Here is a 26,239-nt window from a genome sequence, read left to right as displayed (position 1 = left end):
AAATACATCAAATTCAATATTCCAAAACAGTTTCCATTAATTCCTTAATAGAAAAATTCTAAGTGTGTAGTTATATATAATTTTTAAATTTTACTTATTTATTAACATAAAAATTGACATTACTTAAACATTTTATATAAAATAATTAAAATTTATTATTTGTTTATCTATAAGATTGACCAAGCAATTCTGGTATTACAGGATACATATACCAAAGTTTAATTTTTGGTATAAGGCTAAAGTATTTTGCTGATTTTGATACGCTACCATCAAGTTTATATACCCACTTACTCTTTGCACGCTCATTGCTTGTAGGTGATACACTTGTTGAAAATACATATGGACCTGTAGTAATCCAATAAGAATCACCATAAATCTTTATACTTCTATATTGATTGCTTGCATAATTAGTTTTTGTTCCATTTAAATCAACAGACCAAATGATTGCATTATCAGGAATAGAAGATATATTGCTAAAATCATATATTGCTTGTACTGATTTTTCTGATGGTGTTAATGTTAGTGCACTTGATGCAGTGTATTCATAATTATTAAATTGATAATGAGGCCCACCTATATAAAAATAGTAATCTCCAGTAAGTAATGTAGAATGTACTTTCACATAGTAATAACCTGATTTTGGTATATTCACATAGTATGGAGTAACACTATATAATGAATTTTTTTTATAATTAATGCTTGTAATGAGAGTTAAATCTTCATCATAAACCTCAAAAATTCCAGTACCACTAATTGCTGAATCAGCAATACTTAATATATTTTTGTTATCAGCAGATAAAAAAACTTTATAAAAGTCTTCATCAGTCCTATCTGAAATATTTCCATGAACATAATTTGTTCCAGTAGCATTGGCTTTGATAAGCTCAGCTGGCTTTTCATTATTTGTTACTATCACCTGAGCTTGAGTAGTTGATCCATTAGGTTCTATTTCATTTATTTCAGTAGCGGCATAAGCCGTGTTCGCAAATAAAAAAATAAAAAAAGTACTTAATATGGTTATATAAATTTTCTTCATTTAAAACATTCCTTTCAAATTTTGGTTAATATAACCACACACTCAATTATTTTATCGTTTATTTTTTGGTATTCTTTATAATAAATTATATTTTTATACAATTTTACATTTTTTTGCACGCTAGATATATTTGTGATTTTTCATTATTTCAACATAATTTATTGTTTTAATATTTATTTCCAAATATCTAAGAGCAATTCGTGGAATTCCTATACCTCCAAATAACACTAATATTAGTATTATATTTTCACTTTCTGTTGTTAAGTCAAATCTACAATATATAGGAATTTTTTTATAAATTACCATTACTGCACAGTTATTTAACATCATACATTGATTATGATATGTTCTATAAGTATGATATTTAAAATTTTACACAGAAAAATAAGCAGTAGTGGATCACTCCTAGCTACTGCCACTTAAAAAATATTATTGAGCTTGTAGAAATTCCTCATAAGTTTCTATTTTATCCTCTCTATTGTTTTCCTTTAGCCAATTCTTATATTTCAAAATGATTTCTTCTATAGTTTTCAAACTTAATTTATTATCATTTTTTCTTTTCATTTTTACGTACAAATTAACCTTAATTATATTTCCCAATTATCTCACTCCTTTTAGGCCTATACCTACTACATATATGCTATTTTTAAATTATTGTGCCTAAAATTAGGCAAAAAAATAAAGGACACAGGATTTCTCCCGTGACCTTAAATACTTTCTTACTATTTATTATTATATTTAACCCACGCACCAGTTTCATAAAATTTATAACCATCTGGAGTTGTACAATTCTCAATGAAATCATAATTTTCTTTTTATCCCCTGTTCTGTAGCTATTTTTTTAGCCATTTCTATTGATGTTTCTGAAAAGTCTACACCACAAACTTCAAGTTCCTTTTCCGCAGCCAATATCAAGAGCTTTTCCTTCTTTTAATATTCATCTATCAAAATATTTTCGTCAGGAATATTTTAAAAAAATGGAACTTCTTTTTCCTTATTTGAATAGAATTTATTCCACCATTCGTTATCTCGTTTTTCTAAAAACTCATCTAGCATAAGAAATACATCACCTTCCGTATTTATGATTTCCGAATTAATTTTATAATCCATGATATAACGCCTCCAAATTCTATATAATATAAATTATAACATAACTTTCCACTATCACATTATTCAATTTTCAAAGAACATTTTTTATATTTTGCTACGTCAATTTTACAAACCACATAGCATATTAGTATTACGCAGTATTTCAAATAAAAAAATACCGCAAATTCATATTGAATACTACGGTGTTTTCTTAAATTATTAGTTTCCTAATGATTATATTAATTAGAATTAACTAGCTATTATATTTGGTTCTTGTCTATCGATAATCTGTTTATTTATTCACTTAAGAATTTGTCAATTATGTTTCTATATATTTCTGGTTCCTCAAGCATAGGTATATGCCCTGAATATTGCATTTCAATGAAGGTTGCATTTGTTATCAGTGAAGCACATAATTTTCCATCATAAGGTGGATTTAGCCCATCATATTTACCACTTATAACAAGAGTTTTGGCTGTTATCTTATACAATTCACTTCTATAATCAAAACCTTCTAATGCTTTATTTGCTGCTATAGTTTGTTTATGTGTTAATGAACTTTTAAGAAGATTCGGATATTTTAAAAATATTTCTGGATTATAAGCCATATATTTATAAAAAAAGATTAATTTTTCTTGCTCATTTAACCCTTCTAATTCTGTTGCATGTTCCGTAATCAATCTTTGAGTTGATGATGTTAAACCATTTGATTTAGGAACGGTTAAAATTAATTTTTTTATTCTATGAGGTTGTGAAATTGCTACACCTTGTGCAATATAACTTCCCATTGAAACTCCATAAAGATTTACTGTCTCAAATCCAAAAATATCCATTATAGATAAAATATCTTGAATATGATCATTTAATGTATAACTATCTGGCTTATCGGATTTTCCATGTCCTCTACAGTCTAATAAAATCGTTCTAAAATTTTTAGAAAACCTATGAATTTCGTTGCCCCATTTTGTACTATCACAACCAAGTCCATGTATAAGTATTAAAGGCTCTCCCTCCCCTTGTATTTTAACATTTAAGTTTATTCCATTTACTTTAATCAGTGACATTTTTATCCTCCAAACGTAATAATATCATGTGATAATTAGCTTTAATAGAAATTAATGTATTTCCATTAATTGTATAGACAGAATAACAAACATTTGTTCTAACGTCAAGTATATCTTATTTATAATTAATCTGACTAATTATCTTTATTTTATAATAATCCACTACCGTATTATTCAATTTTCAAAGAACATTTATATAATTTACTATTTAATTTCTATATTATATACAATAGATCTGCATCCGTTGATGGAATTTCGCAGTACTTAAATATAAAAAAATACCATATTGCTCAGAAAAAAATGAATAATACGGTATTTAAAAATCTACTTTTATGATTTCTGTACATAACAAGCAATCATTATATTTAAACTTTACAGTAAAGTTTTAGAATTGTTCTTAATTCCCAAACAATAATTTACATTATAAGACGCTGTTATTAACTGCTTTGAATTAGCCAAATTATATTCCTTAAAATATTGTTCGGTGATTTGTTCGGGTTCCAAATGCTCATAAACCAAAATTCCATTATTTGAAAGAATTTCTTTTATCTCTGTATAACAATATTCAGCCAACATAGTTTCACCCACAGAGTTTACTATATCTTTTATTTTCTCTACATTTTTTTCGCTAGTTGTATGTGTTTCTTGAGTTGGATAATCAAATACTATACTACTTCCATTTGGAATAAGTTGTGAAATTGTGCTAACTAATTTTTTGAAATCACTTTTTGTTAAATAGTAACTAATTCCTAACAAACTGCAAAAACTTACTTTAGAATTATCAAACATAGGACACGAAAGTAGAATATTTTGCCATTCTTCTTTTGCTAAATCAGCTGAAATATAATTTAGATTTGTAATCTTGTTTTTAATAATAGGCTTCACCCTCTCCTGTTTATCCAAACTGGTTAAAGGATGATCTATTTCAAATATTTGCAGTTTGTGTGCATAATCAGATTGTCTATAAGCAAAAGTATCAAAACCTGCTCCAAAAATTAAATATTGTTTAGCACCATGTTTAATAGCATTTTCAAGCATTTTTTCTGTGTATACAGCTCTACTGAGTACTGATGAAAACTGAGTATCAACTATCCATTCTAAAGCTTCTTTATCACTGCCACTGAAAGTTGGATTAAAATATTTTATGCTTTGTGCCATCCTAAAAGACATTTCCTGATATTCATCCTTAGTAAGAAGTTTTTCTGCCACATAGTCATCAAATATCTTTACTTTGCTATTCTTTGCATGATATGCCCGTACAAATGCACACGCTAGCGCTGTCATACTACTTTTTTCGTTCATAATATCGCCTCCAACTTAATTAAACCACAATTTAAATTCTATTACAATTCCTTACTTATTTAGAATTTTAATGTTATGATTTATATACATTTGTTAGAATTTAGAATATAGCATTCTTGATTATTCTTATATTTTTTCTCCTAAATATCAATTATTGATTCTATAGTTAGCATCTTTTTAAATAAACCATATGAAGCAAAGCTTATAGTTAACATAATTGAAATCCATGGAATTTTACCATATTCTATAATAATGAAAAGAACCCCAGTAGCAGCAAAAACTATAGATACTTTTTGATAGAAGTTCAATTTTTATTTGAATATGATTACTCCAAGCAGTACGGAAATCAATGGATTTATATAATACGCCATACTAGCTTCCATAACATGATTAGAATTGACGCCCAAAATATAAATAAACAAGTTTATATTTATCGGAAAGGAGCATATTGAAATTAGTAAGATTGTTTTTTGTCTGAAAATTGTTTTATAAAAACTCCTAACTTTTAAGTGAATGTTAAAACTAATTCTATTGAAATAGCTAAAATTGCTGGTATTTCTATAGGATGTTTTTATTCTTATTTCAAAGATAAAGATGCAGTATTTTATGAAATTTTAGATTTTTATAATAAAAATTTTTTAGAAATAGTCAATAATATACCAAATATTATAGAAATTCACAAGGGTGACAAAAAAGGAGGGATGCTTCTAATTGCGAATAAACTTATAATGATTCATGAATCTTCAAAAGACCTAAACAGAGAACTTAATATATTATATAATTCAAATGCTAAAGTAGCATCTGTGGTTGATGAGCAACATAAAAAAATAAGAAATATTATTAGGGAATGGTTAGGTTTTCACGAAAATGATATTAAAGTTACGGATATAGATTCAGCAATTATTATTATAGAGGAGATTAGTAATTCAATTATAAACAGAATTGTATTTAAAAAAGATGATATAGATTCTAATAGAATATTAAATGCTGGTATAGAGGCAATAAATAAGTATTTATTTAGTTAAAAATATTAGGCATCTTCAAAAAAATAATAAGTCCACCTTCTAGTCTATTTTGTGTCATGCGGCGCCTACCGAACCTTTAGATAGATCCACAATATACTTCAGGTGTACGAACTCCTTAAAAATAAAAGTTACTACTCAGGCATTCCTAAAAGTAGAATTCCTGAGTAGTAACAAAACTTATATTTTTTGAATAAATATGAATAAAAATATAAGTCTTGCAAACTATAATAACAAATACAAGTTATACTATCTCATTATTTAGCATTCCCTAAAGGCAGAAAATTACTACTGAAATATAAATAATGTATTATTTCAATAGTAATTTCCAGATAAAATTGATCATATCAATTTAAATTTACACAAAGCTATGTGCATTCTCGCTTCATAAGCATCTTTCATATATTATTCTCCAACTATAATAAAATAAGAATAGGTTACATTGTGGAAATTAATTGTGCCTTGTAGCCTATTTTCATGTACATCGGCTGTACCTGATTTACTTTGCCCCTGGTGACACGGATGCTGTTATTATCCCTGATTGCATGGTAATAGAAACTTTTGTCAATAATATCAAATAAATAACTAAAACTAAATTTTTAGAGATAGTAATTAGTTCTTGCCATAACACGCCCATTACTATCTCTTTTTTTTCACTAAAAAATGCAGCCAAATTAATGACTGCATCTTTATGTTCACGAGAATTATGAGAGATTTGTTAGGTATAAAAGGGGTTATTTATCTTTTGTATAAATTTATTTTAACACAATATGACAAAATAATCTATGCTTTTCTGTAATTTTATTATTATGCCATATTTTTGACAAAATTAGCGCGAGGATAGATTTCGTTTATTAACCAATTTGCTAGCTTTGACTATAAGATCAATAATATAAAAATATAGCCAAATTAATAACTTCATTTATTTGTCATTTAGTTATCATTAATAAATTCTTTCTTACAGTACTCAATAATTTTATCTTCTTCACCTTTAAATATTTCTGCTAAGTATAATATTACTTCTTGTTCACCTTCTGGAAGATCTCTTATTATATCTTTGATTGTATCTATAGTCACATTCTTCATAAAATAAAATCACCACCTTAATGTTATTATGGAATATTATATTATATAAAACTAAAATAATCCATAGTATAAATATTGGAAATTTACTCACACTATAATTGCTAATCTTTTATAGCTTGGCAGGTTGCCAAAAGACAGCGAATTAATTAACGATTTACTGTCTTTTGTTCTTTTTTTCTAAAATACCAAATGATAATACTAGTGGCTGGATATTATTGGTTCATGCATTGGTATTAAGGAATGTTATTTAATTTTAATGCCATACTAAATATGAAAGGTGGCTTTGAAATGAAAATATTCAAAACTCTATTCTTATTTCTTATTATAATTATAGTGACTATCATGTCACTATCTTATACTAAAATACATGCTAATTCACAAGTTGTTCCGCAAAAACAAATTAAAACAGCTGTATTATTATTTAGTTTTGATGATCCTTATATTTATTTAGTTCGTAAAGGACTAGAAGAAATTCAAAATAAAAACACTAGTAGTGTCAATTTTACATTCTATGATGGTAAAAGAAATCAGGACATACAAAATACTATTTTAGATTCGGTTCTTCAAAGTGATTATGTTCTATTGTTATTAAACTTAGTCAATTTAGATCAAGGTACAATTGAATCAGTTATCTACAAAGCAAAGCAAAAAAATATTCCAATAATCTTATTTAATACAGTACCATTTGAAATAAGTCCTATTAAATCTTATAATAAAGCTCTAGTTATATCGACTGATGCTATTCAATCAGGTATTTTATAAGATAATCTTGTTATAAATGAATGGAATTCAAGTAAAAATAATATTGATAGAAATGGAGATAATATATTGCAATATATTATGCTAAAGAGTCCAGAAAATATTACAGTGACAGCTGCAAGAAGTTTATATTCTATTTCAACCATTAATCAATCTGGAATAAAAACTCAAGAAATTCTATCCAAGACTTGTAATTGGAATGAGAAATGTGCAGAAGATTCCATTAAACTACTATTTTTAAGCTATGGATGCGCCAGCTGACAAGTTATTCATTGATCCTGTAGCTATACCGATTAATTTATTATCTGCATCATAATTTACAAATATAGCTTAATTTCAAAGATGAAAAATTCACCTTATTTGCTTTAAAAACATATATTATAATTATGGCATTTATAATATTGGAGGTATTGTATGTGTACTGCTATTACATTACAATCTATGCAAGGAGAAAATTTTTTTGGAAGAACCATGGATTTTTCTCATTCCATTAAACCTGGAGTTTATGTGATACCCATAAATTATGAATGGGATAGCCTTGCAACAAGAAAAAAATACATTGATATCTATAGCTTTATTTGTATGGGGCAAGAAACTGATGGTATGTTAGGTTTTTTCGATGGTGTAAATGAACGAGGATTTGCTGCCGCAGTCTTATACTTTGCAGGCTATGCTTATTATGATTTACCTATAAATGATAAAGAGCAGATTGCTTCTCTAGATTTTCTACATTATATTTTAGGACGTTGTAGTTCCGTGGATGATTTACGGGCTTTATTAAAAAACATCTATATAGTAGGAATACAAGATCCCGTTACCAAAACAACTGCTCCTCTACATTGGATTGCTACTGATAAAAGTGGCAAAACTGTTGTTATTGAGCAAACTAAAACAGGTCTTGAAGTAATTGATAATCCCATAGGAGTCATGGCCAATAGTCCCGATTTTAATTGGCATATAACCAATCTAAGAAATTATATGAATGTATCGACTAATCAAAAAAAAGAAGTTCATTGGGGAAATGTATCATTAACTCCTTTTGGTCAGGGGGCAGGGACCACACAGCTTCCAGGAGGCTTCACATCCCCCGAGCGTTTCGTTCGTACAGCATTTCTAAAAACTCATGTGCAAACTCCGAAAACCAGTTCCGAAACACTTATGACATGTTTTCATATTATTAATAACGTTTTTATTCCAAAGGGTATTGTAGTAACTGATAAGGGAGCTGATGATTATACAAAATATATTGCTTTTATGAATACTAATACATGTGAATATTATTTCAAAACCTATGGGAATAACCAAATCCTAAGGGCAAGTCTTTGGAATTATAATATTAATAGTGAGCAACCAATCTTTCTTGGAAATATTCCATTTATTTAAGTGACTGACACTTACAACATAAACTATAATCTTTGTATTATCAATAATAAAAGTTTTGCTGTCTTATGCATTTGCACCTATAGGAAGTACTAATATTAAACTCAATATCATTGTTAAACTAAATTTTTAGAGATAGTAATTAACTCATGCCATAACACTCCCATTACTATCTCTTTTTTTTCACTAAAAAATGCAGCCAAATTAATGACTGCATATCTAAAGAATATTATTCATTTGGTTCAGAAGACCAACCTTCAATACTATCGTCAATATTAAACACTAAACCTTTATCTTTAATTAAAAACACATTTTCATCAGGATATGTAATAATATCATCTTTTTCACGAGTGCCTATATCAAGTATCTGCAATATTTCTGAACTATTATTTATAAACTGATGTCCATTGTCTTTACCAGCAGGTGCTGAAATAACATCACCTGTTTTTATTAGTATTTCTTCACCATCTATTCTTAATAAACCTTTTCCACTCATTATAAAATAGAATTCTTCTTGTTTTGAATGTGAATGATATTTTACGCTTTCAGCACCTGGTTTTACATAATCTATGTTCACATAAATCTTTTCACAACCAATAGCATCACCTATTAATATTGTTTTCAATTTAGAGTTGAAATCAGGGTCATACATATACTCTTTGGGAATATTATTGATATTAGATATATTATTCATTTAAATGCTCCCTTCAATATTTTTTCAATATTTTAATTCATAATAATTTACTGTTACGAATTACTCAACGATAAATTGGAATTTGTTGCTTAGTCATTTTATCTATCTGCTATATTTTTTTATATCTCTTATCGTATTCGCACTAGTCGTTTTCCTAATTCAAATGCCTTTTTGCAATCTTCCGGAAACACTTCTTTTCTACGTTTTAATTTTTCACTTGCATTAAAAGCTGCTGAAACATATTTTGAATAATCATCAAATTGATAAGTATCAGTTACAAAAATTGATTCTGTTTTTCCAAAATATCTTCCCAATAAAAATTCATTATTTTCAAGAAATTCTTTCCATCTTGTTTGTTCTAATCTTTGTTCATTAACTCCAAATGTATAAATTAATCCTACAGAAATTCTTTTACCAAAAAGTGAAGAATAATTTTCATCATAAGTTAAATATGGAAAAATTAATCGTTCCATAAAAGACTTTATTTCACCTGTAATTGATCCTAAATATATAGGTGTACCCCAAATTATAGCATTTACCTCTTTAATTTTTTTTAGTATTGGACTTATTTCATCATTAATAGCACATTGCCCATAACTATTACCATTTTTTAATTTACATGCAAAACAGCTTTTACATCCCTTATAATTTAAATCATATAAATGGATCATTTCTGTTTCAGCTCCATTTGAAGCTGCTCCATCAAGAGCTTTATTTAGCAAAATTCCTGTATTACCGTTTTTTCTTGGACTTCCATTAATAGCAATTATTTTCATGTTTATACCCCATTTCCTATTTTTAAAAATTTAATTATTAAATTCATTTATAGAATAAGGGCTGTAGTATGGAACAACGTCAAGAATTATTTACTAAAAATTTAAAGAAATCACATTCACCTAAATGCTTATTTTCTTTTACTTTATTTAATAATTCTATTAATCGATATAATTCTTTAATTTGATTTTGGGCTACAATTATCTTATTATCAATATAATCTACTAATTTATCTTGATGAGCACATTTATCATCACTAACCATTTTAATCAAATCAGATATCTCTCTTAAACTGAATCCATAATTTTTCATTCGAACAATAAAATTAATTCTTAATAAATCATCCTCAGAATAGACTCTATAACCACTTTCATTCCTAATTGGATTAGGTATCAGATTTATGTTTTCATAATATCTCAAAGTTTCTTTTCCTATATTAAATAATTCTGATAAATCCTTTCGCGTATATTTATTCAAACTTCTTCTCCTTATTATTGCTAGTTTTATTGATTTTCTCTAAACAAGTTACAATTTGTCTACTACTACACAGTTTACAATACCATCCGAATTCTCTAACTTCTCAAGCAACACATTCCTATCATCTTTTAAGGAACAGAATTCCTCTCCTTTGTTAAAACATAATAAGCAACTTTTGCAATTTTCAAGTTTATAGTCTTTTAACAAAATATATTCTAAGTCAATTTCCATTTTCCCATATGACTTTAATATTTTTTCGAATTCTTGAACTACTTCATAAGTTGTTTTTTTCGTGAGCTCCCAATAAATACGGTAACCTTTTTCATATTTTCCCTCCTATGCAAAAATAAAAATATTAGTTAATAATTATATACTAGAAAAAACTTATTCTGAAGTGTCAGACTTCAATAAAGAATATAATATCAAGTCAACAACACCTTGTCCTTTCCAAACAAACCCTTGCCTGATTATTCCCTCTTTAACAAAACTATTTCTTTGTAATACATTCTGCGATTTAATATTTTCTGGCATAACAAAGGCTTGTATGCGATTAATGCCAATATCATTAAAGAAATAATCTGTCATTGCCTTAACAGTCTTTGTAGCGATTCCTTTTCCCCAAAATCTGTCATTGAGTCTGTAACCTATTGTTATCATGTTTACATCATGAGAGTAGTCAAATATTTCAGCTACACCAACAATATTGTTAGGCTCACTATTTAGGCAGATTCCAAGAAATATCTCTTTTCTTTTATTAAAATCTCTTTCAAAATGTCCTATCATATTAGCAACAGTATCTTTATTCTTTTTAAGCATTACAGGAGAGTATTGAAAAAGCTTTTCATTGCTATATATTTCAAAAAGGCTGTCAAGGTCAGAAACTACAATTTTTCTTAATGTTATTTCATCTGCTACAATATGTGGAAATTGTTCGTATGGATTTTTACTCAAAACTATCATACTCCTCTCGTACAAAATATATCATTTAAAATCCAGCTATACATTGTCCTGTTTTAATTAGAATACTACTCATATATTTTTCTTACACGGTATATAAAAATCAAGTATTAAAATCTTTTGTCCATTATTTTTAGGTATACTAAAACGTAAATCAGTATATACTTCACATGAAAAATAATTCGCCCAATCAACAACATATCCATTTTTACTAATTGCTTCAACGGTTAACTGATGTGCATTGGGATAAATATCATTTTCTTCACCCTCAATCCATGCCTTTGCAATAGTGCAAGCTGGCACCTCATAAGAAGCAAATCCATCAAGAACAGGAGCATTTTCCTTCATAAAAAAACCTGCAATGTAAGTGAATGTTCCATCCTTTTCACAGAAATCCCTCATATACCCTTCATAGCCATCTGGTGTTTCAGGTGAACAGTATTCCTTCATATTCATAAGAGTATCAAATGTTCCATCAGAAAAGCATTGCTGCCATAATGAAGGTATAGTTTGATACTTGGATTGAAAAACAGGGTTAAAGTTTTCTATCTTTGTTCTAATTTTCTTTCCGATAATCTTAAATGGACCAAACTCAACAAATTCAATTTTTTTTAATATTGCCATTTAATCATTCCTTTCCAAACGCAATTACTAATCAGTTTTTCATCACAATAGGTATCCAAAGCTCATTTTGAGGATTATGTTCTGGTGGATAACAGCATTCAATGGCCGGCAAATCAGCAAGTTTATACATTGACATTGGAATTAATTCATTATATAAACGCCTCCAAGCTTTTGATATATCCGTAAGGTTTTTCGCTTCAAATACTATCCAGTGGTTCTCTGGGAAATTTAATTTTTCCATATCAATAGGTGTTTCTTTTTCATATAAAACAGAAACATAATAAGAAAAATCATCATTATTACCCCAGTTTCCGTCTACCGAAATACCAAGCACCCCATTAAGTAATTTATCTGAATTCTTATCCATTAAATTAAGTAATTTTTCAGAGATACCATTGTTACTAACCTCTTGCCAAATACTGGGCACTAGGTCAAATGCTCTTTCATTGTTTACACGGTACTTAAAACCTACCGCTGAAAAAGGCCCGGTTTTTTCAATTCTATAATCCATTTCTGTCCCTCCCTTAAATGAAACATGAAAAGACATACGTGAACAAGCTTTTAATTTTGCACCAGATTTACGTGCAGCTATTGGTGATATACCATGAAATTCACTAAAGGCACGAGTAAATGCAGCATGCGATTCATACCCATATTCTAGTGCAATTTCAATAACACTTTTATTGCTTTGCTGGAGCTCAAAAGCAGCAAGAGTTAAACGCCTCCTTCTCACATACTGTGAAATCGGTACCTCTGTTATGAATGAAAACATACGTTGAAAATGATAATTTGGGCAACAAGCAATTTTTGCAACCTGCTCATAATCAATATTACCTTTTATGTTATCTTCAATGTAACTTATCGCTTCATTCATTCTTTCTAGCCAATCCACTTTCATCCTTCCTTCCCTATAAGTTTAACAGAACTAAATTTCTATAACTTTGCAGTTAGTGTATAAAAAATGCAAAGAAAACTTAAATAGCCTATATTCAAAATTAATAACAATAATTTACCATTATGCATTGATTATAACATATTCTGTAAGCATGATATTTAAAATTTTACGCAAAAAAATAAGCAGTAGTGGATTGCTCCTAACTACTGCTGACATATATTAGTGCTTTAATTTACACAATATTATTCTTATCTATTCCATTTTCTTTAAGAATTGCGTACAGCGTTCCATCTGCTTTCATCTCATCAATCTTTTCATTTATTACGTTTAGTAGAGTATTATCATTTTTTCTAACAGCTATTCCTATATTTCCTATTAACTCCGGGCTATAATCATCTAGCGTCCTTAAAAAAAGATTCGTATGATCTTTTAAAGTTTTGTTTACAATAAGTGAATCTGCTATACCAGCATCTATTTTCCCATTGTTTATTGAATCTAGCAATTCAGATATGCTTTGAAAAATTTCTATGTCTTTTATTAAGCCAGCAGTCTTCCATTTTTGAGCTAATTCTACGTATATAGTTCCTTTTTCTACTCCAACTACTGCATTTTTTAAATCATCTTTGAAATTAATTTTTGATGCCTTTGGAACTATAATCACCTCTGTTTCCGTATATAATGGATGAGTAAAGGATACTTCTTTCTCCCTCTCCGGAGTTATATACATTCCGCCAGATGCTATATCTATATTTTCGTCAGTTTTTAATCTTTGTAATAATTCTGAAAACACTGTGCTTTTAAAATCAACTTTATTAATTTTAAGCCTATTTGAAATTTCATTTATTATATCTGCGTCAATGCCTCTTACCTTTTGAGTGTTAATATCCAAAAAATAGAATGGTGGATCACTTGAAGCAGCTGCAACAGTAAGAGTTCCTTTTTCTTTTATAGTTTGCAATCTATCTTTTTCAATTAAATTATCCACTCTGACAACTTCATTAATGTTTACAGTAAACCCAATTATCCTGCAAATGAAGTTTAAGATAACAATCAAAGCAACCATTTTTTTCATAACTAAAATTTTCCTCCTAAATAGACTATTTTACTGTTAGTTTCTTTAGCAAACTTCAAATTATTCTCGTTTCAGAAAATAAAATATTACTTAAATTATTTATCAAATTATTTTTTATCTTAAAAAAATAAATGGTACAGGATTACTCCTATACCATAAGAAATCATTTAATTTTTATTGTACCAAAACATCTGTTTTGCCAACTTTGTATCATCTGGAGTTATACAATTAGCATACATTGCACCATTAGAATCAAAACTTGAATGCTTTTAGAATCTCTATAGCTTTTTAAATAAGTGTTTTTAGATTCTATATCATTATATAAAATTTAATCATATAGAATCTTATCTGCTAAATATACTGCATCTGAAAAACTAAGCCCATCACTTAAACCTCCATATATAAGAATGATGTGTTATTCAATATAAATAGTCCATTTATTGCATTTATTACACAAGTATATAGCAAAATCTAATGTTTCATCAGCGGAATCTAAATCGAAAGTAAAAATGTTTTCTTCTTCAATGACTCCTATATCCCTACGCCAGACACTAAAATTTTCTGCATTACATTCCAAGCACTCAGAATCACATCTCCCTACATACTCAAAATCATCAATCGTTATTTCGTTATCCTGTAAAAATCGAACTATAACTTCTTCATAACTTAGATCTGAATGCCCAATAAAATTCTCTAATTTCAAAAATTCACTCATACAAAAACCTCCCATAAAATACTGTACATATTATAAAAATGATTATAGCTAGAACCATATGTAAATTCAAACTACAATAACTTATTTAATGTCTATCAGAATGTATTAAAACTAATATCGTACAAATTTTATGGATTTTCAAAGTATATATTGACTACTTATTATTTTTAAGATATTATATATTGCACTTTTTAAATATAAATCTAATGATTCACAATGTCTTCCAATTATGTAGCAACATAAAAAGATACCTACATTTCTGCAAGTATCTTTTATAAACTTTATATTTAGTTATCTTTACAAATTAAGCTATTACAGTTGAATGTATTTTAATTGTTACTGTTCCTCCAGGTAGTATATCTCCAACATTAACTGTAATATTTTTAGACGTTGAACTTGAATCAACTGTTCCTTGAGTAGTTGTTACTCCACTAACATTAAAATCAATGTGATTTGGTGCTGGATCATTTACTACTACTGCTTTAGCTGTCTTTGTCCCAGTGTTAGTTATTACAAGAGTATATGTGAAATTATCTCCTATCCATACGTCTTTTACATCTGCTGTTTTAACTATGCTCAAGATAGTATCAGCTGATCCATGAAAAATAATCGTAACCTCTCCACCAGGGTTATTAGTATTATCACCTTTGGCATGAGCAATATTAACTATCTTTTCTTCTGATGCTGGATCAGTTCCTTTTGGAGTTACAGTTACAACACATGCTGCACTTAAATTGCTTCCATCTGATGTTATAGCTGTTATTGTTGCTGTTCCAGCTCCTACAGCTGTCACTTTTCCATTTGAATCCACTGTTGCAACAGTGGGATCAGATGAACTCCATTTAACATTTATACCAGCTGGAGTTGTGGTTGCAATTAGTGTTTCTGAATCATCTATTATTAAATTTGTAGTTGATTTATTTAGCGATATTGACTCTTGCTCTGCTTTTTTAGTTACATTTACTATACATATCGCAGTTAAACCATCAGAAGTAGTAGCTGTTATTGTTGCTTGTCCTTCCTTTACTCCAACAACTTTTCCAGTTGAATCTACAGTTGCTATTGCAGAATCACTTGATGTCCAAACTACTTCTGTACCAACTGGAATTGTTGTTGCTTTTAATTGTTCTGAAGTCTCTTCTGTTAATGTCGTTGTTGATTTATTTAGGTATATTGTTTCTTTAGGATTTGCTAAATAACCATTTTCATCTAGATCTATATTAAACATTGTAAAATATTTTGATTTTTCATATGGAATCTTTATATAAACTGAATGTAGTTTTTGTTCTAATCCAGTTTTTTCATAAACCATCCCTTGATGAATTATACCTGAACTCTTATATGATGATATGTTCTCGCCTTTATTATCCAGATAGATTACTGCTCCTTGTTTTCTGTTATCACACATATCATCCATAATTCTTATTTTAGTACCATAAAAATAAAGCTTTATATATGATTCACTTTCATAATTATGATACAATCCACTACTCTTATAATCAAAAAAATCTTTTCCATATTCTATATTGGAATTATAGCTACATGAAATTCTCTTCCATCCAGCTTCTGGTGCAGTTAATGCTTGCCCAATCGTAGCTGCATTAGCGATAGTTTCATTTTGAACTGCTACAACTCCTATAAAAACTAATAACATTACAAACATTATACTAAATTTTTTAAAGTAATTTTTCATTTATCATCTCTCCCTCATGTTATTAATAATAAATGAATGCGCATCCAATATCTTTATTTTAATCATTCTTCCAGTAAAATCCAACAACAATCGTAATACAAATTCCCTTATATCTAAGAAATTTAGTAATTTTTTACAGTATTCATTTTAATGTAAAAATAAGCCAAATAAAAAGCACCTATAATGGTGCTTATTTGGCTTATTAAGTTTTACACCCTATTTTCCAATTATGTAGTAACATAAAAAGATACCTACATTTCTGCAAGTATCTTTTATAAACTTTATATCTAATTGTCTCTTAAGGAAGTCAATTTATGCTATTACAGTTGAAGGTATTTTAATTGTTACTGTTCCTCCAGGTAGTATATCTCCAACATTAACTATAATATTTTTAGACGTTGAGCTTGAATCAACTGTTCCTTGAGTGGTTGTTACTCCACTAACATTAAAATCTATATGATTTGGTGCTGGGTCATTAACTACTACTGCTTTAGCTGTCTTTGTTCCAGTATTAGTTATTACAAGAGTATATGTGACATTATCTCCTATCCAAACATCTTTTACATCTGCTGTTTTTACTACACTCAAGATAGTATCAGCTGTTCCATGAAATATAATCGTAACCTCTCCACCAGGATTATTAGTATTATCACCTTTTGCATGAGCAATATTAACGATTTTTTCTTCTGATGCTGGATCGGTTCCTTTTGGTGTTATAGTTACAATACATGTCGCAGTTACACCATCAGCAGTTGTCGCTGTAATGGTGCAAGTTCCTTCTTTTACTCCAATAACTTTACCAGTTGAATCTACTGTTGCTATTGATGTATCACTTGATTTCCATGTAACTTGTGCTCCTGCTGGAGTTGTTGTTGCCGTTAATTGTCCAAAGTCTCCAACATTTAAATTCATTGATGATTTATCTAATGATATTAAACTACTTACATTATTCCATGTTCCCCATGAAAATTTACCACCATATACACCAATATTAGCTTGTGTTCCGTCTGGATTTGTTCCATCACCTGAATTCTTCCAGTAGCTTGATGTTATATTATAATCTGGGTCTGCTATAACATTAGTTAAACTTTTAGTTTTGGTTCCAGAATATGGATCAATTATTGAATTTGTAGACGCATTATTAATGCCTTGTCCAGATAATGGTTGCCTAGTATAAAATCCATCTGAGCAATTTTTAAATAAACAATTTACAGTTATAATACTTGCATTTGATATTATCCCGTTCCATCCACCTATATTAAGATTATCAAAAACACAATTATAATATTCGTTTGTCCAATCATCTCCGCCTAGGCAAACATAATTGCCATCCCCTGAGATATTATGAAATACTAGTCCATAAAATGAAAATTTAATTCTCCAAGAAGAATTCCCCTCAACAATTAAGAGTTCTAATCCATTTGTATTTTTAATAAATGCTTTTCCTCTGTTTTTAGCTATAAAACTAACTTTCATACCATTAAACTTTGAATTTACATTACAGCTATATCCACTTGATATGGGTGTCCAATCATAATCTCCATCATTCATTACTATTGCCACATCATTTTTTAGATTATTATCACTTAAATAATTCAAACATTTCCATAAACTTCGGTAAGGATTTGATTGACTTCCATCTCCACTTGTGTCATTTCCATTATTGGAATCAACATAAATAATTTTATTAAAATTTAAATTAGTATTATTTATTTTCATAGATTGACTTGTATCATCTGCAAAAGCATTAACACAGCTTCCTGATATTAATATCAAAGCCATAAAAAACATTATACTAAACTTTTTAAAGTAATTTTTCATTTATCATCTCTCCCTCGTTGTTTTTAATAATAAATGAATGCGCATCCAATATCTTTATTTTAATCATTCTTCCAGTTAAATCCAACAATAATCGTAATACAAATTCCCTTATATCTAAGAAAATTAGTAATTTTTTACATTTTATTTATCCATATTTATACTTATTTGCTTAAAATAGATAACAAAATAAGACTTTTTATTTAAGCCTTTAATGTTATCTACACTTATTTTATTGATAGTTCTTCCTATGATGTATTAGCTTCAGTATAATTACTCTCTGTTAATTGCATTAACTTTGTACATTCATCTTGTGAAATACTTATATACTCTTTTAAATTAGTTGTTTTCCATAAATACACTCTATTTAATTTAATATCATCATCAATGTCTTTTAATATTTTCTTAAACTCATCTTCTGTAGTTTGTGATTTGATTAAATCTAAAAAAAATAAAACATATTCTCACTCACCAAATTAGATTATAAATATCAATATTTTTATTATGTCATCTAACTAGCTAAGGCTCTTCAGCCTGTTTATCCTAAGCTTTTTCTGTTTTAATTTTCATATATTCAACAAGCTCTCTTACCTTTTTTTCTCCTAGCTGTTTTTCTAAAATATCAATCATAACTTCAGCCTGGGAATTTTTAAGCATCTCCATTCCTTCTGTTGTTTCAGGATAATGAACTCTAACTGTTATAGGTTGTCTACTTTTCATGCTATCACCCTTTAATATTTGCTTTTATACTATGCAAATATTTAAAATTAGTTACAATCAGCCATTTCTCCAACAACTCATTAAGTTTTTTTCAGCCCATATCTTTAAAAATTGAGATTTAACTGAAATCTCATCTAATGCATCTATTATTTCTTGCAACCTAGGAACCTCATCTTTCGTTATCTTTATCAATTAATGATTCTTTTATTTTTGTAATACTTGTACTATTTAGAACCGCCAGTATTTGAATCGTTAGTCTTTCAATTCCACATAGTTCTACTGGTGCCATAGTAAGTTTTCCTATAACACATTCATTGCAGCAATAATAATTCATTAATTCTGGTGCATTATATGCATCTGCCATTCTTACAACTGAATCTACTGGTAGTTGCTTATATAGTCCCAATTCATAGTTGGAAAGTTGATCATTACTAACTCTTATAGCTTCATTTGCCCATTCAATGCTTTTAAATTTCACATTGAACTCAGCTGCTCTTTTTCTGGCTTTCCTGTAGATTGTGTCATTCTTCTTCTTCTTATTATTATTATTATTTTTACTCATTTTTTCTCTTTTTCCAGTATTTAAATTGCTTATTTTACTTACTTTTATTGAATGATTGCCGATTTATTTAATCCTTATCTAACGTTATAATTGAAGTATGTAATTATCCACACATTTCGTATAGCGATTCTTTAAAAAAATATCATTAACTTATGCTTCTGAAAATCCTTCTTTGAATTTATTCAGAAAGTTATAACTGGGATTTCTAAGCCCTAAGTCGATTATTGAGTAAAAAAAATCAAGATGATTAAAATTCATCCTGATTTTTTTATTACATAAAGATACATATTGATTTTTACTATAGAAATTTGATTCGATAATTCTTACAATTCCATCTCATTAAAATTATTCTTTAAATCTTTTGACAACAATTCAATTACTTTTGTTTCCATAATTTCATTTACCAGAAATTATTACTACCATTTTACAATAATATTTGTTTTTTATGCAAATACCAGTTCATATATTTGTATTCTAATTCAATTTATTGTAAAATAATATTAAATTTAGGCCATGAAGCTAATAGGTTTTTTGCTGAATATTTGATTGATACTGTTGCGGTGGGTCAGCTTGAATTGGATGGGCTTTCTTTGGAGCAATTGGCTAGTAGTTATTATATTCCAGTTTAAATTGTTAAACTAAAATTTAATATTAATTATTAATCTTTGAATCTGTTAAGCTGTTATGAAAAAATAGCTTGATTATTCATAGAATTACTCGCTCTTTGAAAATTATATAGGTTTGGATATTTTATTGCGTGGCAAATAAGCCTGCAAGAAAAATATTTTTTGCAGGTTAATTAAAGGTATTAAATTTAATTTATGCAGATGTTAACCAAGAATTTTTATTTAAGCTATCGCTAGCGACTTCGGCAGGAGTACAGTTGTTTAATGAACCATGTGATCTGATAAAATTATAGTGAACGATAAATAGATATATTAAATTATTAGCTTTCTCAAATGAATTAAAACCTTTTTTAGCTTTATACCAAGCTTTAAATGTTTTATTAAATGATTCTATTAGATTGTTATTGGTATCACTAGACATAGGTTCTACAGGTACGTGTTCGGTATTTGGCAATACCGTCGCGACAGCTTCATTATATGAAGGAAGTCTATCGGTTATAAAATAAGTTGGTTCGCCACAAGCTTTTGCGCTATTAATTAATGTATAAGCTGAGTTAGAACTTCTAGATTTAGTTAGATGAAATGCTAAAACAAATCTAGTTTCTGAGTCAATAGCTAACCATAGATAGTATTTCTGTCCATTAATAAATACAACTGTTTCGTCAGCATGCCAATAATCTGACAATAAATTGAGATTGGTTGTGAATCGGTCAGCTTTTTGCTTGAAAAAAGGCGCGAATTTATTAGTCCAGTTAGCTATTGTAACATGAGATACTTTAATTCCAGAGTTTATCATTAAAAATTGAGAGATAGCTCTAGTTGATGAATTGTTAAAAAAATGCAGTATTAATGCTGTAAGGATAACATGCAGTGGAAAACGCATTCCTTTCATAGAAAGGGACCCGGTAACTGCTTCGCTAGAAGCTTCATCAATATTTAATGTATGATGTTTAACTATTATGTTATTGCATTTATAACGGTTGTAATGCTTATAGGAGTGATGCAAGTATGTACATTTACCGCACTTTGGACATTTAGGATAATTCATTTTAGGCAATCCGTCACCGTCACCTAAGGCGAACTGACGCTTACACTGCTTACATTGATACTTTTGATTAGCCTGCTTATTCAAACCAAACTTATATAGTTTATCAGAACAACAGCATGGACATTTTATATTAGTTTTGTTCATTACGTTTCTCTCCTTCTTAAGGGGGTATTATTAAGTCTCTCAAACCTATTGTATTTCCTAAGGTTGAGAAGCGCAATGTTCATATAACTTAACAGATCGTAATCTTTTATAAGGGGGAACAGATGAATTATAGTGATTTAGATTCTATTATTGATTATTTTAAAAGTACATCTTCATATTATTTAATAAAGAAACCAAATAATCTTACGGTAAAGTATTTAATAATAACATCTTTTATTTTAGCGTTTATCCTAGCAATGGTAATATATTTTTTTAATAATGGTTTAGACATAATCTCTTTATCTATAATCAGTTTACTGATTTCATTTTTCTTAATCGCATTTTTCTTAAGCAGAAAGATAACCAAAAGAACTGATGAATATATTAAAAGTTATAATGTTACACATTCACTCAATTTGAAAAAATATGATCAAGTTAGATTTGATATTTTTTATTGCTTCTTACTTAATAATACTATAAATACTTTAGGTGATGAAAACTTCAACATTTTAATCACATATATAAAAAACCAAGAAGAAAATTTAATTGGTGATCCTAATTATAACGCAAAAAGAACATTAATAACTAACTCTATACTTGCTTTTATTGTATCTGCTAGTAGTGCACTCACAACAAAATTTATCACAAATAGCAACCAATTGATACCTTTTATTTTAGGAAGTTCTATTATTATTGGTTTAATTTATACATTCTTAACATCAATTATTGATTTTCCTAACAAAATTTCTGATGAAAAAGATTCATATAAAATTTTAAAAACTTTTCTTTATAAAGCGAAATTTAAATATAACTTAGAATATCAAAATGATACTCTCGAAAATACTAATAGTAATTTAAATTCAACAAAGAACGATTCTCATGTATCTTATGAAGAAAAAAATAATTTTACCAGTATTACGAAAACTAAATTACATAAAATAATAGATATATTATTTCAATAAATCTTATACTATAGCAAGAATTTTAATTACTTATTTAACTTTGTATTAACTTGAATTGAATGTTTTTTCTTTGGAATGGTTTGCTGGAAGTTATTATGTGCTGGTGAATTTAATAGTAGTAAAATAAGAAAATAATAAAGCTATTGATATCTTTAAACTATATATAAATAGCTTTTTATTATTTTCTATTAAATTGTATTTTCGCTATTCTGAAAGATATTAATATCTTCTTTACTTTTATTTGTGTCATTAATCTGAGATTTACTGGATTTATTCTTGGATTAATTAGTGTTAATTTCAGATTTATTTATTTAAATGTACAATTTAAAAAGCCTTGAATTTAATTTTTTAAAAATCAAAACTTTGTTGTTTCAACAGTCCTTTTTCGAAGCTCTAGTTTAAACATCTCCTTAGTACTGCACTTCATTCTGATGTAGATAAGACCTTGTCCGACTTGAAAAGTATATCGTTAAACAGTGACCGTCCAAATAAGAAGTTTCAAATCTACTTATCATTGATATATTATCATAATTTAGCCTAAATTTTAAGCTAATACATCTGCATGAGAATTATTTATTGATGTTTTGGCTGTTAATCAGCTTGAGTTGTATAGATTTTCTTTGGATCAATTGCTTGAAGTTATTATTCTCAGTTGAATACATTAAGATTAAAATATAGTACTAAAGTCCTCAATTACAATTTGAAACAACTAAATACTTTAATATTATTATATATTGTTACTCCTAGTAAATAAAATTTACTGAAATTACTTCTATTCCTTAAATTTTATTTCCATAAATATTTGTGTTTAGTGGTTTGTAGCAACAGTGTCTAAAAATGATTCTATTTTTCTATAATCAAAAATTTTATCTACCTCATGTTCATAAAATAAATATATATATTCTTTTAACTCTGGATATTCCGACTCAATTATAGTATAAAAAGCATTAGCAAACTTTTCAAATACTCTTCCCCTATCTTTAGAAAAATTTAATAATATTAATTTATTTTGTTTCTGGGTAAGTAAATTATAATCATTTAATTTTCTAATTAAATTACGAATAGTATTCTTATCACTACCAGAAAAACTGTTTTTATATCTAACTTCAAATATCAAGTCAGGGTGATTATTTTGATTGTTTTGCGCAATAAAATCAACATTCTTTTGAATATAATTATTATTTATTTTATATTCTTTATTACTTATATAACTATTAACCACATAATAACAATAGCTTTCAATTAGTTTATAAATTAACATTTTAGATATACTTACACAATTATACAATTCATTTTCCTCAATGTCGGTTAACTTTATTCCATGTCTTACTTTATTAGATATTTTTGTTACATTTTTTATTTGATAAAGTAATTGTATATCAATTACATTAATCTCTCGAAGTTCATTTATAAGTTTATTAAATGGCAATATATAATGTCCTTTTTCATCATTTAAATCAAGAATTATTTCCCTACAATACTTTTCTAATTCAATCATGTTTTCTAGAATTGCTGATTTAGCATTATCTAAATTATTAATTGTTCCTTCAGTCCTAATCTCTGCTTCACTTGTCCAAACATAATAAATTACTTTTTCTTCAGCCTCTATTTCTTCTTTAGATTCTAATAAATTATTTTCTAATAAAGATTTGATAAGGTTATTACATAAATCTTTTAATGGAGTTTTACACCACATTGGATATATTTCTGGATAATTTTCGTCAAAATTAAAAATATCAACAAATGCAAAATATACTTTTCCTTTTAATTTCATTTTTTTTATCCATATAAATAATTGATAAGCAAGAAAATCCTTTATTCCAGCATCATATTGTGAATCTTCTATATTAGCTTCTATTACTTCGTTTAAAATATTTAATATTATTGAATCAGTTTTATATACTTTTATATTTTCTTCTTCAATAAGTAAGTATGCTTTTCCATCTTGCCATGTTAGATCTTGAATTATAATATTGATAAAACGTCTTACAGTTCTATTTGAATTTAAAATTAATGAATCCCTATAAAGTTTAAGTAACTCATTCTCTAAATTTGTTGGGTCTGATATATAAAAACTAAATAAATTTTCTAAAGTCTCATTTATTGTCAAAGGTATATGTATACTTTTTGAAAAAATACTAGCCATTATTGAATCATCTAATATATTAGCGTTTGAAAACTTATAATATAATTTTTGACCCGAAATTACGATGAAGCTCGCTAAACCTGAGAGTAAAATGGGTTTAAAATCTGAAATTAATTTTTCCATTTCATCATCTTTTTCTATTTTGTCTAATTCGTCAAAAACAAATACAATCTTAATATCTTGTAGTTCTAAATCTTTCAACATATTTTTTAGATGAAACTCTGCTATCTCATTATCATATAAAGACTTTATGCTTAATTCTGAAATTACCGTTTTTTTCTTTTCAAAATATGAGTTTAACTTAAAAGATTGATAAATAAACCATACTAAACTTCCAAAAAGTAAAAAAATATTAAAATATTTAATTACATTTGGAATAAAATCAAAAGATAAATTAACGCCCGCAAATATAACAGCCATAGATGGACCAAGTTTTTCAAAAATATCTTTTATACTAAAGCTACTTTCTAATTTCATATCTAACTCTGTAAGCATCTTCCTATTTGATGTGTTATTAATCTCAAAAAATGTCCGTTCATACAATAACTTCATACTATCAACAAGTTCTCTATCCTTCTTCTCAATTTCTTTATAATTCTCATTATTTAAAAATGTCATATAAATTTCTCTAATTAATTTTCTTAAGACTAATGAATAATCTTCGTATCTAGAAAAATTTAAATGAATAAACATTGTTTTATTATTACTCTTTTTAATTTCTTCTTTCAATATATTTACCAATGTAGTTTTCCCTGCACCTCTATAACCTGAAATCAAAAAGCAAGAATTATTTCCAAATATTAATTGTTGTTTCAATTGATTTAAAATTTCTTTTGTTTCATCATCTAGAGTATTTTCATAGTTAAATAAATTAGGAGAACTACTTATCTTTTTTGCATCAATTTCTATTTTCATATGCTCTCCTCTATATAACACTACCCTTAATTGCACTTACAACTGCTTTACCTATTGCACCGACAACTTTACTGGTATTATTTAAAATTAGATATTTTATTCGTTTTTTTCTTAACTCATCTACTAACTCCTTAGTCTTTGTGTATTTTTTGGCATATATTACGATTTCTTCCATAAATTCATTAATGTTCTCAAAACCGTATTTTTTTGAATCTACACTAAAATCAATTTCAACAACATCTTTGAAATCTAATCTGTTATCATTACAATTAAAAATTAGCATTTGCATTCTATCTTTATATTTAAACTTTTCTATTTTATTTGAAAGTTCATCTTTAAATAAAATAAATGCTTCTCCATCAAAATAAACTCGAGTATCATTTGAATCGAATTTTAAAATTATCTGCCCTTTCTTTAACACATCTGGACATATATATTCACCATATCCCGGTAAATAGATATCTAAGCCTTTTCCAGAATTTCTATCCCAATAAAAATAATTATCGTTAATTACTTTTTCTATCTCTGAAATACTGTATCTTGCCATTAATACGCATACTAATTGTTCTTTACAGTAATAATCTCTATCTGCAATTTCTTTTTTCATTTTATCAAAATCTAAAGCTTCAACCATTTTTCTCCCCCTTACTCTGTTGCAT

31 protein-coding genes are annotated in these 26,239 nt (G+C 27.6%); 5 read left to right on the top strand and 26 right to left on the bottom strand.

The features are described from left to right. Window positions 1-163: 163 nt before the first annotated feature. The 8 genes from CSPA_RS15260 to CSPA_RS29780 all read right to left on the bottom strand — a co-directional run bounded on the left by CSPA_RS15260 (window position 164) and on the right by CSPA_RS29780 (window position 4,799). Window positions 164-1,036, bottom strand: a complete 873-nt coding sequence (locus CSPA_RS15260) for a hypothetical protein (protein WP_015393217.1) — start codon at window positions 1,034-1,036, stop codon at window positions 164-166. Window positions 1,037-1,156: 120 nt separating this feature from the next. Continuing rightward, window positions 1,157-1,342, bottom strand: coding sequence for a hypothetical protein (locus CSPA_RS29785; protein WP_017810565.1), 186 nt, complete (start codon window positions 1,340-1,342; stop codon window positions 1,157-1,159). Between the two features lie 123 nt (window positions 1,343-1,465). After that, window positions 1,466-1,636: a hypothetical protein gene (locus CSPA_RS30210; RefSeq protein ID WP_015393215.1), complete on the bottom strand. Its 171-nt coding sequence runs from the start codon at window positions 1,634-1,636 to the stop codon at window positions 1,466-1,468. 201 nt (window positions 1,637-1,837) lie between these two features. Then, window positions 1,838-1,951 (bottom strand): class I SAM-dependent methyltransferase, encoded by a 114-nt coding sequence (locus CSPA_RS29410; RefSeq protein WP_015393214.1) that lies wholly within the window; start codon window positions 1,949-1,951, stop codon window positions 1,838-1,840. A 54-nt stretch (window positions 1,952-2,005) separates the two neighbouring features. Continuing rightward, window positions 2,006-2,146 (bottom strand): hypothetical protein, encoded by a 141-nt coding sequence (locus CSPA_RS30205; protein WP_015393213.1) that lies wholly within the window; start codon window positions 2,144-2,146, stop codon window positions 2,006-2,008. A gap of 275 nt (window positions 2,147-2,421) precedes the next feature. After that, complete coding sequence (locus CSPA_RS15245) at window positions 2,422-3,189, bottom strand: alpha/beta fold hydrolase (protein ID WP_015393212.1); 768 nt, start codon at window positions 3,187-3,189, stop codon at window positions 2,422-2,424. Between the two features lie 372 nt (window positions 3,190-3,561). Then, complete coding sequence (locus CSPA_RS15240; RefSeq protein ID WP_015393211.1) at window positions 3,562-4,491, bottom strand: class I SAM-dependent methyltransferase; 930 nt, start codon at window positions 4,489-4,491, stop codon at window positions 3,562-3,564. A 140-nt stretch (window positions 4,492-4,631) separates the two neighbouring features. Continuing rightward, window positions 4,632-4,799 (bottom strand): hypothetical protein, encoded by a 168-nt coding sequence (locus tag CSPA_RS29780; protein WP_017810566.1) that lies wholly within the window; start codon window positions 4,797-4,799, stop codon window positions 4,632-4,634. A gap of 201 nt (window positions 4,800-5,000) precedes the next feature. On the opposite strand from CSPA_RS29780, the gene CSPA_RS15230 reads away from it, so the two are divergent. Next, on the top strand, window positions 5,001-5,516 hold the full coding sequence (locus tag CSPA_RS15230; RefSeq protein WP_015393210.1) for a TetR/AcrR family transcriptional regulator: 516 nt from the start codon (window positions 5,001-5,003) through the stop codon (window positions 5,514-5,516). A gap of 496 nt (window positions 5,517-6,012) precedes the next feature. Here the strand turns inward: CSPA_RS15230 and CSPA_RS29775 are convergent, their stop codons facing one another. Both CSPA_RS29775 and CSPA_RS30200 read right to left on the bottom strand, forming a co-directional pair. Then, on the bottom strand, window positions 6,013-6,186 hold the full coding sequence (locus CSPA_RS29775; RefSeq protein WP_157228404.1) for a hypothetical protein: 174 nt from the start codon (window positions 6,184-6,186) through the stop codon (window positions 6,013-6,015). Between the two features lie 260 nt (window positions 6,187-6,446). Next, a complete protein-coding gene (locus CSPA_RS30200; protein WP_015393209.1) occupies window positions 6,447-6,599 on the bottom strand; it encodes a hypothetical protein in 153 nt (50 codons plus the stop codon). 288 nt (window positions 6,600-6,887) lie between these two features. Here CSPA_RS30200 and CSPA_RS30585 point away from each other — a divergent pair, with 288 nt between their 5' ends. From CSPA_RS30585 to CSPA_RS15215, 3 genes are all read left to right on the top strand, one after another. After that, complete coding sequence (locus tag CSPA_RS30585; protein WP_015393208.1) at window positions 6,888-7,361, top strand: substrate-binding domain-containing protein; 474 nt, start codon at window positions 6,888-6,890, stop codon at window positions 7,359-7,361. A 78-nt stretch (window positions 7,362-7,439) separates the two neighbouring features. Next, window positions 7,440-7,619 (top strand): sugar ABC transporter substrate-binding protein, encoded by a 180-nt coding sequence (locus CSPA_RS30580; RefSeq protein WP_241393394.1) that lies wholly within the window; start codon window positions 7,440-7,442, stop codon window positions 7,617-7,619. Between the two features lie 153 nt (window positions 7,620-7,772). Next, a complete protein-coding gene (locus CSPA_RS15215; protein ID WP_015393206.1) occupies window positions 7,773-8,741 on the top strand; it encodes a choloylglycine hydrolase family protein in 969 nt (322 codons plus the stop codon). Window positions 8,742-8,967: 226 nt separating this feature from the next. Here the strand turns inward: CSPA_RS15215 and CSPA_RS15210 are convergent, their stop codons facing one another. The 14 genes from CSPA_RS15210 to CSPA_RS15150 form a co-directional block, all read right to left on the bottom strand. Then, window positions 8,968-9,432: a cupin domain-containing protein gene (locus CSPA_RS15210; RefSeq protein ID WP_015393205.1), complete on the bottom strand. Its 465-nt coding sequence runs from the start codon at window positions 9,430-9,432 to the stop codon at window positions 8,968-8,970. A gap of 128 nt (window positions 9,433-9,560) precedes the next feature. After that, window positions 9,561-10,208 carry a flavodoxin family protein gene (locus CSPA_RS15205; protein ID WP_015393204.1) on the bottom strand — a complete coding sequence of 216 codons (648 nt, stop codon included), beginning with the start codon at window positions 10,206-10,208 and terminating at the stop codon, window positions 9,561-9,563. A gap of 79 nt (window positions 10,209-10,287) precedes the next feature. Continuing rightward, entirely contained in the window at window positions 10,288-10,683 is a 396-nt protein-coding gene (locus CSPA_RS15200) for a helix-turn-helix domain-containing protein (RefSeq protein WP_015393203.1), read from the bottom strand. A gap of 48 nt (window positions 10,684-10,731) precedes the next feature. Further along, window positions 10,732-10,914 (bottom strand): flavodoxin family protein, encoded by a 183-nt coding sequence (locus CSPA_RS29770; RefSeq protein WP_017810568.1) that lies wholly within the window; start codon window positions 10,912-10,914, stop codon window positions 10,732-10,734. A 153-nt stretch (window positions 10,915-11,067) separates the two neighbouring features. Further along, the gene (locus CSPA_RS15190; RefSeq protein WP_242838566.1) at window positions 11,068-11,643 is read right to left on the bottom strand and encodes a GNAT family N-acetyltransferase; all 576 of its coding nucleotides are present in this window, start codon (window positions 11,641-11,643) and stop codon (window positions 11,068-11,070) included. A gap of 69 nt (window positions 11,644-11,712) precedes the next feature. Continuing rightward, window positions 11,713-12,264, bottom strand: a complete 552-nt coding sequence (locus CSPA_RS15185) for a GyrI-like domain-containing protein (RefSeq protein WP_015393201.1) — start codon at window positions 12,262-12,264, stop codon at window positions 11,713-11,715. Between the two features lie 31 nt (window positions 12,265-12,295). Further along, on the bottom strand, window positions 12,296-13,162 hold the full coding sequence (locus CSPA_RS15180; RefSeq protein ID WP_015393200.1) for an AraC family transcriptional regulator: 867 nt from the start codon (window positions 13,160-13,162) through the stop codon (window positions 12,296-12,298). A gap of 229 nt (window positions 13,163-13,391) precedes the next feature. Continuing rightward, on the bottom strand, window positions 13,392-14,231 hold the full coding sequence (locus CSPA_RS15175; protein ID WP_015393199.1) for an ABC transporter substrate-binding protein: 840 nt from the start codon (window positions 14,229-14,231) through the stop codon (window positions 13,392-13,394). A gap of 415 nt (window positions 14,232-14,646) precedes the next feature. Then, complete coding sequence (locus CSPA_RS15170) at window positions 14,647-14,946, bottom strand: hypothetical protein (RefSeq protein ID WP_015393198.1); 300 nt, start codon at window positions 14,944-14,946, stop codon at window positions 14,647-14,649. A 304-nt stretch (window positions 14,947-15,250) separates the two neighbouring features. After that, a complete protein-coding gene (locus tag CSPA_RS15165; RefSeq protein ID WP_015393197.1) occupies window positions 15,251-16,639 on the bottom strand; it encodes an Ig-like domain-containing protein in 1,389 nt (462 codons plus the stop codon). A gap of 312 nt (window positions 16,640-16,951) precedes the next feature. Beyond that, window positions 16,952-18,460 carry an Ig-like domain-containing protein gene (locus CSPA_RS15160; protein ID WP_015393196.1) on the bottom strand — a complete coding sequence of 503 codons (1,509 nt, stop codon included), beginning with the start codon at window positions 18,458-18,460 and terminating at the stop codon, window positions 16,952-16,954. A gap of 540 nt (window positions 18,461-19,000) precedes the next feature. Further along, on the bottom strand, window positions 19,001-19,177 hold the full coding sequence (locus tag CSPA_RS30190) for a hypothetical protein (protein ID WP_015393195.1): 177 nt from the start codon (window positions 19,175-19,177) through the stop codon (window positions 19,001-19,003). Window positions 19,178-19,346: 169 nt separating this feature from the next. Next, a complete protein-coding gene (locus tag CSPA_RS15155) occupies window positions 19,347-19,739 on the bottom strand; it encodes a hypothetical protein (protein ID WP_015393194.1) in 393 nt (130 codons plus the stop codon). Between the two features lie 819 nt (window positions 19,740-20,558). Next, entirely contained in the window at window positions 20,559-21,557 is a 999-nt protein-coding gene (locus CSPA_RS15150) for an IS6 family transposase (protein ID WP_015393193.1), read from the bottom strand. A gap of 122 nt (window positions 21,558-21,679) precedes the next feature. Between CSPA_RS15150 and CSPA_RS15145 the strand changes: the two genes are divergently transcribed. Then, window positions 21,680-22,519 (top strand): hypothetical protein, encoded by an 840-nt coding sequence (locus CSPA_RS15145; RefSeq protein WP_015393192.1) that lies wholly within the window; start codon window positions 21,680-21,682, stop codon window positions 22,517-22,519. A gap of 808 nt (window positions 22,520-23,327) precedes the next feature. On the opposite strand, the gene CSPA_RS15140 is transcribed toward CSPA_RS15145, so the two are convergent. Beyond that, a complete protein-coding gene (locus tag CSPA_RS15140; protein WP_015393191.1) occupies window positions 23,328-25,580 on the bottom strand; it encodes an ATP-binding protein in 2,253 nt (750 codons plus the stop codon). Between the two features lie 10 nt (window positions 25,581-25,590). After that, complete coding sequence (locus CSPA_RS15135; RefSeq protein WP_015393190.1) at window positions 25,591-26,214, bottom strand: hypothetical protein; 624 nt, start codon at window positions 26,212-26,214, stop codon at window positions 25,591-25,593. Between the last annotated feature and the right edge of the window lie 25 nt (window positions 26,215-26,239).

Source organism: Clostridium saccharoperbutylacetonicum N1-4(HMT) (assembly GCF_000340885.1).
Taxonomy (GTDB): Bacteria; Bacillota; Clostridia; order Clostridiales; family Clostridiaceae; genus Clostridium; species Clostridium saccharoperbutylacetonicum.
The sequence above is the reverse complement of the archived record's forward strand: the minus strand, read 5'-3'. Positions and strand labels throughout refer to the sequence as shown.

Excerpts from the sequence above, each read along its gene's own strand:
- CSPA_RS15260 (WP_015393217.1), bottom strand. The coding sequence starts at position 1,036 with ATGAAGAAAATTTATATAACCATATTAAGTACTTTTTTTATTTTTTTA.
- CSPA_RS29785 (WP_017810565.1), bottom strand. The coding sequence starts at position 1,342 with ATGGTAATTTATAAAAAAATTCCTATATATTGTAGATTTGACTTAACA.
- CSPA_RS30205 (WP_015393213.1), bottom strand. The coding sequence starts at position 2,146 with ATGGATTATAAAATTAATTCGGAAATCATAAATACGGAAGGTGATGTA.
- CSPA_RS15245 (WP_015393212.1), bottom strand. The coding sequence starts at position 3,189 with ATGTCACTGATTAAAGTAAATGGAATAAACTTAAATGTTAAAATACAA.
- CSPA_RS15240 (WP_015393211.1), bottom strand. The coding sequence starts at position 4,491 with ATGAACGAAAAAAGTAGTATGACAGCGCTAGCGTGTGCATTTGTACGG.
- CSPA_RS30200 (WP_015393209.1), bottom strand. The coding sequence starts at position 6,599 with ATGAAGAATGTGACTATAGATACAATCAAAGATATAATAAGAGATCTT.
- CSPA_RS30585 (WP_015393208.1), top strand. The coding sequence starts at position 6,888 with ATGAAAATATTCAAAACTCTATTCTTATTTCTTATTATAATTATAGTG.
- CSPA_RS30580 (WP_241393394.1), top strand. The coding sequence starts at position 7,440 with ATGCTAAAGAGTCCAGAAAATATTACAGTGACAGCTGCAAGAAGTTTA.
- CSPA_RS15215 (WP_015393206.1), top strand. The coding sequence starts at position 7,773 with ATGTGTACTGCTATTACATTACAATCTATGCAAGGAGAAAATTTTTTT.
- CSPA_RS15210 (WP_015393205.1), bottom strand. The coding sequence starts at position 9,432 with ATGAATAATATATCTAATATCAATAATATTCCCAAAGAGTATATGTAT.
- CSPA_RS15205 (WP_015393204.1), bottom strand. The coding sequence starts at position 10,208 with ATGAAAATAATTGCTATTAATGGAAGTCCAAGAAAAAACGGTAATACA.
- CSPA_RS29770 (WP_017810568.1), bottom strand. The coding sequence starts at position 10,914 with ATGGAAATTGACTTAGAATATATTTTGTTAAAAGACTATAAACTTGAA.
- CSPA_RS15190 (WP_242838566.1), bottom strand. The coding sequence starts at position 11,643 with ATGATAGTTTTGAGTAAAAATCCATACGAACAATTTCCACATATTGTA.
- CSPA_RS15185 (WP_015393201.1), bottom strand. The coding sequence starts at position 12,264 with ATGGCAATATTAAAAAAAATTGAATTTGTTGAGTTTGGTCCATTTAAG.
- CSPA_RS15180 (WP_015393200.1), bottom strand. The coding sequence starts at position 13,162 with ATGAAAGTGGATTGGCTAGAAAGAATGAATGAAGCGATAAGTTACATT.
- CSPA_RS15175 (WP_015393199.1), bottom strand. The coding sequence starts at position 14,231 with ATGAAAAAAATGGTTGCTTTGATTGTTATCTTAAACTTCATTTGCAGG.
- CSPA_RS15170 (WP_015393198.1), bottom strand. The coding sequence starts at position 14,946 with ATGAGTGAATTTTTGAAATTAGAGAATTTTATTGGGCATTCAGATCTA.
- CSPA_RS15165 (WP_015393197.1), bottom strand. The coding sequence starts at position 16,639 with ATGAAAAATTACTTTAAAAAATTTAGTATAATGTTTGTAATGTTATTA.
- CSPA_RS15160 (WP_015393196.1), bottom strand. The coding sequence starts at position 18,460 with ATGAAAAATTACTTTAAAAAGTTTAGTATAATGTTTTTTATGGCTTTG.
- CSPA_RS30190 (WP_015393195.1), bottom strand. The coding sequence starts at position 19,177 with ATGAAAAGTAGACAACCTATAACAGTTAGAGTTCATTATCCTGAAACA.
- CSPA_RS15155 (WP_015393194.1), bottom strand. The coding sequence starts at position 19,739 with ATGAGTAAAAATAATAATAATAATAAGAAGAAGAAGAATGACACAATC.
- CSPA_RS15150 (WP_015393193.1), bottom strand. The coding sequence starts at position 21,557 with ATGAACAAAACTAATATAAAATGTCCATGCTGTTGTTCTGATAAACTA.
- CSPA_RS15145 (WP_015393192.1), top strand. The coding sequence starts at position 21,680 with ATGAATTATAGTGATTTAGATTCTATTATTGATTATTTTAAAAGTACA.
- CSPA_RS15140 (WP_015393191.1), bottom strand. The coding sequence starts at position 25,580 with ATGAAAATAGAAATTGATGCAAAAAAGATAAGTAGTTCTCCTAATTTA.
- CSPA_RS15135 (WP_015393190.1), bottom strand. The coding sequence starts at position 26,214 with ATGGTTGAAGCTTTAGATTTTGATAAAATGAAAAAAGAAATTGCAGAT.